Source organism: Paenibacillus ehimensis NBRC 15659, from assembly GCF_004000785.1.
Taxonomy (GTDB): Bacteria; Bacillota; Bacilli; order Paenibacillales; family NBRC-103111; genus Paenibacillus_G; species Paenibacillus_G ehimensis.
Genome location: NZ_BILX01000136.1, coordinates 1 through 8,266 on the forward strand (window position 1 = coordinate 1; position 8,266 = coordinate 8,266).

8 protein-coding genes and 1 riboswitch are annotated in these 8,266 nt (G+C 59.9%); of the genes, 3 read left to right on the forward strand and 5 right to left on the reverse strand.

Features of this window, described 5'->3' with window-relative positions:
* The 4 genes from tenA to PEH01S_RS33450 form a co-directional block, all read right to left on the reverse strand.
* On the reverse strand, positions 1-446 hold a 446-nt coding region (gene tenA / locus PEH01S_RS33435; RefSeq protein WP_127490371.1), incomplete at its 3' end, for a thiaminase II.
* Between the two features lie 49 nt (positions 447-495).
* Entirely contained in the window at positions 496-1,290 is a 795-nt protein-coding gene (locus PEH01S_RS33440; protein WP_025849782.1) for an energy-coupling factor transporter transmembrane component T family protein, read from the reverse strand.
* A 6-nt stretch (positions 1,291-1,296) separates the two neighbouring features.
* Positions 1,297-2,799 (reverse strand): ABC transporter ATP-binding protein, encoded by a 1,503-nt coding sequence (locus PEH01S_RS33445; protein WP_127490372.1) that lies wholly within the window; start codon positions 2,797-2,799, stop codon positions 1,297-1,299.
* Entirely contained in the window at positions 2,796-3,380 is a 585-nt protein-coding gene (locus PEH01S_RS33450) for an ECF transporter S component (RefSeq protein WP_127490373.1), read from the reverse strand. The genes PEH01S_RS33445 and PEH01S_RS33450 overlap by 4 nt, the downstream gene beginning before the upstream one ends.
* 233 nt (positions 3,381-3,613) lie before the next feature.
* Positions 3,614-3,719: riboswitch (TPP riboswitch) on the reverse strand.
* A 390-nt stretch (positions 3,720-4,109) separates the two neighbouring features.
* Here PEH01S_RS33450 and PEH01S_RS33455 point away from each other — a divergent pair.
* The 3 genes from PEH01S_RS33455 (at position 4,110) to PEH01S_RS33465 (ending at position 6,592) form a co-directional block, all read left to right on the forward strand.
* On the forward strand, positions 4,110-4,331 hold the full coding sequence (locus tag PEH01S_RS33455) for a hypothetical protein (protein WP_025849785.1): 222 nt from the start codon (positions 4,110-4,112) through the stop codon (positions 4,329-4,331).
* A 186-nt stretch (positions 4,332-4,517) separates the two neighbouring features.
* Positions 4,518-5,309, forward strand: a complete 792-nt coding sequence (gene asd / locus PEH01S_RS33460) for an archaetidylserine decarboxylase (RefSeq protein ID WP_025849786.1) — start codon at positions 4,518-4,520, stop codon at positions 5,307-5,309.
* A gap of 32 nt (positions 5,310-5,341) precedes the next feature.
* Positions 5,342-6,592 (forward strand): MFS transporter, encoded by a 1,251-nt coding sequence (locus tag PEH01S_RS33465; protein WP_025849787.1) that lies wholly within the window; start codon positions 5,342-5,344, stop codon positions 6,590-6,592.
* A gap of 114 nt (positions 6,593-6,706) precedes the next feature.
* Here PEH01S_RS33465 and pdxR read toward each other — a convergent pair whose 3' ends face one another.
* Positions 6,707-8,140, reverse strand: coding sequence for a MocR-like pyridoxine biosynthesis transcription factor PdxR (gene pdxR / locus PEH01S_RS33470; RefSeq protein ID WP_025849788.1), 1,434 nt, complete (start codon positions 8,138-8,140; stop codon positions 6,707-6,709).
* Positions 8,141-8,266 lie beyond the last annotated feature (126 nt).

Genomic DNA, 8,266 nt, shown 5'->3' on the forward strand with positions numbered 1-8,266 from the left:
CAGCCCGCCAGCCGCTCCCCGATTTCGTAATACAGCCAATAGCACGGCAGGATCGCGGCGATGATGTCGCCGAGCTGCCCGGTATATGCCGCGCGAATCATGTGGGACGTGTACGCATACGAAGTGGGCGCAGGCTCGAACGCCGCTTTTTCTTCCTCGGTAACGCCGAGCAGCTTGCAGAATTTCTCATGCAAGGACAGCTCCGCCTCGTAGGTGCCCTGTGCGTGATGCGCCATGCGGTTAACCGTTGCCAAGTCGTTCGCTTTGGCTGCGCCGAGCGCCTGCACGCGGGCGAATTGGGACAAATAATACGCGTCGTTCAGCACGTAATGCCGGAAGCAATCGAGCGGCAGCGTTCCGTCGCCGATCCCTTTGACGAACGGATGCTCGAAGCTGGCTTGCCAGCTTGCATCCGCCGCTTGACGCACTTGTTCGGAAAATTTCATAACCAATCAGCCTCCTTGATATTCGATAAGCTATGCCGCTTCCGCACGTCTACCGTACGTCGCCGACCGGAAAATACGGCAGCTGCCACCCGAGCAGCAATGCGGCCGCCCAGACCGTCAGCGTGACGGCCAGCAGCAGGCCGTCGCTTCCCGACCATCCGATGCGGTAATAATACGTACGCTTCGCGGCGGACGAGAAGCGCTTCGCTTCCATCGCCACCGCGATCCGCTGCGCGCGGCGGATGCTCTGCGCCAGCAGCGGAATCGAATGCCGCTTCAGCGTATCGATCCAGCCGCGGACGCCCTTTCTCCTCTTGACACCGCGCACTTTGAGCGCCATCTGCAGCGTGCGGTATTCGGCCGCCACCATCGGCATGAGCCGCAAAGCGGCCATGAAGCTGTAGGCGTATTTCGCCGGAAGCCGGCACTGCTGCATAAGCGAGTAAAACAAGCCGACCGGACTGGTGGTCAAGCCGAACAGCAGTCCGATCAGCGCGGCATTTACGGTTTTCAGTCCGATTTGCAGGCCGCGGAAGAAGCTTTCCTCCGTGATATGCACGAGCCCCCAGCGCACCCATGTCGTCTCTCCTTTGCCGAAAAACACCATCGAGGTGGAGGAGGAAACGAACATGAGCGCAAACGGCAGAGACAGCAGCAGCAGTCTGCGCCACGGGTGACCGGCGGCGGCAAAGAGCAGCGCCAGATACATCCACGTGATATTGGTAAGCACGTTGATATCGTGCGTGAACAGAACAAGCAGGAACAGGCTTACCGATACGAGCAGTTTAAAGCTCGGATTGACGCGGTGCAGCCACGTTTCCCGATAGGACCAAGCCAACGGCACGTCTCGTCAACTCCCTACCTCTTCGAATGTCGCCCGCCGCTCCGGGCGGAGCCGCGCCCCGTAAGCTGCCGGGCTTAAATCCGCGGCGAGAACTCCTTGCCGCACCTCCCACACCCGGGTGGCAAAGCGGCTTACAATGTCCGGGTCGTGCGTCACCATGATAATGGCCGTACCTTCCCGCCGCCACGCTTCGAGCTTCTCCAGAAGCGCGAACGTATTCGCCGCGTCCTGGCCGAACGTCGGCTCGTCCAGCAGCAGAAGACGCTGCGCTTTGACCGTGGCGGCCGCTACGCTCAGCCGGCGCTTCTGCCCGAGCGAGAGCTGGTACGGATGCAGGCCTCGGTGCCCCCCAAGGCCGAACCATGCCAGCAGCTCCTCCGTCTTCGTACGGACCGCCGGTTCCGGCTCGCCGTCCCGGCGGAAATTAAACGCCACTTCGTCGTATACCGTATGCGCGACAAACTGCATTTCCGGATTTTGAAAGACGTAAGCAGCCATGTCGGCGACATCGTCGAATTCCCGAACCGTACGGCCGCCCAGCTCGTAGTGTCCTTCCGTCCGCAGCAGCTGCATCAGCGATTGGAGCAGCGTGCTTTTGCCTGCGCCGTTCTCGCCGACGACGGCGATCCAGTCGCCGGCGTCCAATTCAGCCGCCGCCGCTTCGATTTTCTTTGCCGGGCCGTAGTAACCGGCGAAGCGGTCCAGCCGGAGCAGCGGCTCCTTCGTCGCTGCTGGCTCTATCCGCTCCCGGCGCGCAGCCGCATTGCGCCGGTCGTAATCATCCCACACGCCGGGGTACCAAATGCCATACTCCTGCAGCTCGCGTTTATGCGATGCGAACACGGCGCCCGGCTCTCCGTCGGCCAGAATGCGCGCCTGCGTATCGAACAGCACGACCCGGTCGACGAAATCGACGATCTCGTCGATCTTATGCTCCACGATAAGCACCGTCTTGTCCCGGGTGACCCGTTTGACGGTTTCCCATACCTCGGTCGTGCCTTCCGGGTCGAGCAGCGAGGTCGGTTCGTCGAGAAACCAGACGTCCGGCTCCAGCGCCAGGAGCGACGCGATGGCGAGCCGCTGCTTCATGCCTCCCGACAGCGCGGCGATCGGGGTGTGCAGCTCCTCAAGCCGCAGGCCGACCTGCTCCAGGCAGCTCCGAATCCGCCGATCCATTTGTTCGCGCGGCACCTGAAGATTTTCGAGCACGAACGCAATCTCTTCGTCCGCATACGGCATGCAGAACTGCGCGTCGGGATCTTGGAACAAATAACCCCAAGACGGCGGAATGCCGATGCTGTCATATTTGACCGGCACATCGACCGCATGCGGAATCAAGCCGCTCAGCACCTGCAGCAGCGTCGATTTGCCGCAGCCGCTTGGCCCGAGCAGCAGCACCTTCTGCCCTGCATCGGCGCCGAAGCTCAAGCCGTCGAAAAGCAGCGACGGACTGCCGGGAAATTTCAAGCGCAGCCCCGATACGTGGGAGATCCGTTCCGCGCCGCTCATTTCCGGTCCAACGCCTGGTAATCGTCCAGGCTTGCCGGACGCACAAGCTGCGTGACGCCGGTTTTCTCCAGCGCTTTAACCAAAGCGAAGGCCAGCGGTCCGGTAATCAGGAACGAACCGACAAATCGCAGTACAATATACAAAGAGAGGTTCCACGGCTGCAGCTCGGTCAAGTAGCTCTTGAAATAGTCGAACACGAGCGCTCCCGCGCCGGACGCCATGCCGGCCAGACCGGCAACGACCGCGGTAAAGCGCTTGTAGCCGAACGCCGCGAAGACAAACTCCGCGCACAGCCCCTGCGCGATGCCGTAGGTCAGCGAGCCGACGGAGAACTGGGAGCCGAGCAGCATTTCCGCCAGCGCTGCGGCCACTTCCGCCAGAAAGGCGACGCCCGGCTTGCGGATGATCAAGAAAGCGACGGTCGACGCCATGAACCACATGCCGTATACGAATTGCTCCAATTGAATGCCCGGCACCGACGCCAGATTGTACACGTCTCCCCATACCCGGTAAATAATGCCGAAGACGACGGCGATGACGACGGTGACCAGAATGTCGGCCAGCTTCAAGCCTTTTTTCATCTGTTTCCTCTCCTTCGAAGAACTGAAAGTGTTATCCGGGATACAGCAACGTCGGTCTGCTCAAGCGGATCACGCCAAGATAAACGGCTGCGACGTCCTTGTCTCCAAGGACAATGCGCGTTTATCCAGGTCGACGCGAAGCCGTCCGTTACGGGAACTTACAGCTCCGCATCAAAAAAAGCCGCCCCCGTATAACGGAAGCGGCTCTTGTAAGCACATTTTTGATGCAAGCGTGCTGACGCTCTCCACTTCCCTACGCTGGTATCAACCAGATCAGGTTCAGAGGGTCTAGGATCTATCGATCCAATCTCAGCCCAAGCGGCTCCCCTAGTGACACACCTATATTACCACGGTTCACCAAATTGTCAATAAGAAAAGCTTCTTACTCGAAGCCTTTTCGAGGAAGAACCATTCGAGGTTTAAAGGAAGCTTTTCATACCCGTCGTGACATTTCTTGTCCGACGGCGACCAACGGGTTCAACTCCATATTTAGCCCTTCCGGACCGGATTCATGTCGAAATTTGGAGAAGCACTAGGAGAAATTTACCTTGTATTGAAAAATGACCGCGATCCTTTTTGGGAAACGCTTACGAACTATGGCCTTCTTTGTCGGATTCTGCTAAAATAAAGGATACTTGGCACTACCCGGAACCTACGCGCGCCTGTGGACCCGTATGCAGGTTGCAAGCGATGGAAGCGCTGTCTTCAACGGAGGAAAGGAGCCTTACTATGGACGAACTGCTTCGATCGCAGCTTGGGACGGAATCGATCACGACCGATATGGTGAAGCATTGTTCTTATTGCGTCATGATCTCGCCCGATCCGCTGCACCGAACTCCCGTCTACTGCATTAAATATTCCGGGTCAAACACCCCGATTCTGGTTAATTTGGCGACGTGTCTGACCTGCGGCGATTTCAAGAAGTGCGGGCTGCGCTTCGAGCAGCCGTGACCGCGCCGCAACGAAAGTTTTTGCGGACAAAGCTTTATATGCCCTGACCGTCTGAACGGAAGGCTCCTTCGGGAGCTTTTCTTGCGTTTTCGGACCTGTTTGGCTGTTGCTTTGTCTTTTGTTCTATGTCAAGATAAGCGTTGTACCGCATTTCCATATTAAAAGGAACAGGTGAACCATACCCTTATGAAGATTTCGTTTTTTCGGCTGCTGACCGAGCTTTCTTCCCGTAAATCGGTGTCGAGGCTGACAGGAGCTTTTGCCAAATCCCGTGCCAGCCGCGGGCTGATTCCCCGCTTCGCGAAAACATACGGTATCCGTGTGGAGGACGCGGAAAAAGCGGTTCATGAATACGGATCGCTGAACGAGTTCTTTTCCCGCCGGCTCAAAAGCGGACTTCGTCCGATCGACGCGGCGCCGGACACGCTGGTCAGCCCGGTGGATGCCATGATTACCGGCATCGGGCCGATCCGGGAAGGACTGATCGTGAGTGTCAAGGGACAGGACTATACCATTCAGGAGCTGCTCAACGAAAGCCCCCGGATGATCAATTATACGAACGGCTACTATTGCGTGCTCTACTTGAGCCCGACGGACTACCACCGGATTCACTCGCCCGTCACGGGCGACATTCTTGAGAAGGAGCATGTCCCCGGCAAGGTATATCCGGTCAACGAATTCGGCCTCCGCCACATGCGCCGCGTGCTCAGCCGCAACGAACGGCTAATCACCTACATGCAGCACGACGCGGGAGAAATCGCCGTGGTCAAGGTCGGCGCGCTGAACGTCAGCAGCATTCAATATGTCGTCCCGCTGCCGGACCGGCTGGAGCGCGGCGACGAGCTGGCTTACTTCGAATTCGGCTCAACCGTCGTTCTTCTGATGGAGAACGGCACGTTCGAACCGCGGGCCGCTCTGGAAGTCGGCAGCAAGGTGAAGGTCGGAGAAGCGCTCGGAACGTTTAAGCGCAAGGACTAGCGCATACTTACAGGCGGAAGGAGTCGTTTCTCATGAAAGTCCAAACCGGCCCGGCACCCGCGGTTCAGCAAGCTGTGCGGATGGATGTCAAGCCGACGGTATTTCGCATTCTGCTCGCCATCAGTCTGGTGCACCTGTTTAACGATACGATCCAAGCGGTGATTCCGGCGATCCTGCCGATTCTGAAGGACAAGATGAGTCTCAGCTACATGCAGTCCGGCGTGATCGTCTTCGCCTTGAATATGACCGCTTCGGTCATGCAGCCGGTTGTCGGCTTGTATTCGGACCGCAAGCCGATGCCGTACATGCTGCCGATCGGCATGATCTTTACCTTTCTCGGCGTCTTGGGGCTGTCGCTTGCGCCGAATTACGCACTCATCCTGCTGTCCGTTCTGCTGATCGGCGTCGGCTCCGCCATCTTTCACCCGGAAGGCTCGCGCGTCGCCTACATGGCGGGAGGCTCCCGCCGCGGCTTAGCCCAGTCGATCTTTCAAGTGGGCGGCAACTCCGGGCAATCGCTCGCTTCGGTCATGACGGCGCTCGTGTTCGCCCCGTTGGGGCAGCTCGGCGCCTTATGGTTTACGGCCGTGGCCGGGGCGGGCGTCCTCGTCCAGCTGTACATCTCCCGCTGGTACCAGAGATACGTGGAGGCCAATCCGCCGCAGGCCCGGAAAAACGGCTCCCGCGCCATGAGCCCGGCCCGCAAAAAGCAGATCGCTTTTGCCGTAGGCATGCTGATCTTTCTCGTATTTGCCCGTTCCTGGTACCATGCCGGCATTACGATTTATTATCCGTTCTTCTTAATGGACAAATTCGGCATCAGTCTGGAACGCGCGCAGATGTACATTTTCCTGTTCGCCGCCGCGGGCGCGCTCGGCACGTTCATGGGCGGTCCGCTGTCCGACAAAATCGGACGCCGAAACGTCATTTTTATGGCGATGCTCGGCGCGGCCCCGCTGGCTCTGGTGCTGCCTTATGCCAATGCGTTCTGGACTTACGTCATTCTGCTGGTGAACGGCTTCATCATCCTGTCGAGCTTCTCCGTCACCGTCGTCTACGCGCAGGAGCTGATGCCCGGCAAGGTCGGCACCGTGTCCGGCCTGATCACGGGTCTCGCCTTCGGACTCGGGGCGCTCGGCGCGGTAGGACTCGGCAGCTTGATCGATACCTTCCATCTGCCGCTCGTCATGCAGCTGGTCAGCTTCCTGCCGCTCATCGGCCTGCTGACGTTCTTCCTGCCGAGCGACCGTACGCTGAAGCAATGGGCGCAAGAGGCGGAGTAACGCACGCCATTCGAAAAGGCTGTTTCCCGACAGCCTTTTTTTGCTTATTGGCGTTCGTTTGCTACGTTGCTGACGCTGTCAACGCACCCTTCCCCGAATAAAATCTCCCCTCGCTTAGGCTTCTTTCATCCGTTCCACGCCCTGCCTGAGCTGCTCCTCGGACAAATGCGGAAAATTGAAGTACGCTCCGTATCTTGCTCCCGTCTCCGTCTCGACCCGCGCTTCCGACCAGCGGACACCGCGGACCTCGCAGGCGGCGCGGTAGTCCAAGTATTCGCCTTCCGTCCCCAGCCACCAGCCGAAAATATGAAGTCCCGCGTCGCTTTCGACAAACCGGAACCGGTCCGACAATTCGCCGGTGAGCATCTGCATGAACAAAGCAAACTTGCGGCTGTAGATCCGCTTCATCCGCCGCAGATGCCGCTCGTACTCTCCGGAAGCCATAAAAGCGGCCAGCGCCTTTTGCTCCAGCAGGTTGGCCGGATGCGGCTCGTACAACGCTTGGGCGCGGACGAACGGCTGCGCGAGCGAAGGCGGCAGCACCGCATAGCCGATGCGGACGTCGGGAAGCAGCGTCTTGGTGAAGCTGCCGACGTAGACGACGCGCTCCTCGCGGTCGAGCGTCTTGAGCGGCTCCAGGCTTTTGCCCCGGTGGCGGAACTCGCTGTCGTAATCGTCTTCGACGATGACGGCTTCGCACTCGTACGCCCACCGCAGCAGCGCCTGCCGCCGCTCCAGGCTCAGCACCGCCCCCGTCGGAAACTGCCGGGTCGGCGTCACAAACAGCGCCCGCGCCTCCCAGTCCGCGGGCACGATGCCCTGTGCGTCGACCTCCGCGTCGATGCACCGTCCCCCGGCGGCCCGGATGGCCCGGCGGATGCCCGCGTAGCCCGGCGTCTCGGCGACGGCCGGCTCGCCCGGTTCGACCAGCAGCTGCGCGAGCAGCGCAAGCGCCTGCATCGAGCCGCCCGTGACGGCGATATGCTCGGCCTCGACGGCGATGCCGCGGGCACGGCGCAGATAGCGGGCGATGCCTTCGCGCAGCGGCCCGTAGCCTTGCGGCGGGCATTCTCCGCGGCCCGCGCCGGAGACGGTCAGCTCGCGTACCGCGGCGTACAGGCAGCGATTCCACGCCTCGCGGGGAAAAGCGTCAAGATCCGGCGCGAAGCAGTCGAAATCGACGGCCAGCCGCGGAACCATGCGGCCTCGGGGCGAAGCCGATTCGAGCCGCTCCCCCCAGGCCGACAAGCGGTACGACGCTTCCGGACGGGCCGCCCCCGCGCCGCCCTGCTCCTCCTTGCGGAAAGCGACATAGGTGCCGCTTCCGGTGCGGCACTGCAGATAGCCTTCCGAGGCCAGCATCTCGTACACCTGATTGACTGTCCCGCGGGAGAGCCCGTACAGCCCGGCCAGCTCCCGGGTCGACGGAAGCCGCAGCCCGTAGGCGAGAACGCCTCCGGTTACCCCGTCGTGCAGCGCGTGATAGAGCGCCAAAAGCTTCGTCGGGTAACGCTCAAGATAAGCGTGGTAAGCGATGTGGAAGTGCATTACGAATATCATCCTTTCGAGCCGGAAAGGTTCATTTTGTAAGTGGTCTAATAAAAAAAGTCTAAATTGACTATTTTCTGTTGTCAATGATCAACAAGCCGTAGCAAAAGGAGCTATGACAAGGAA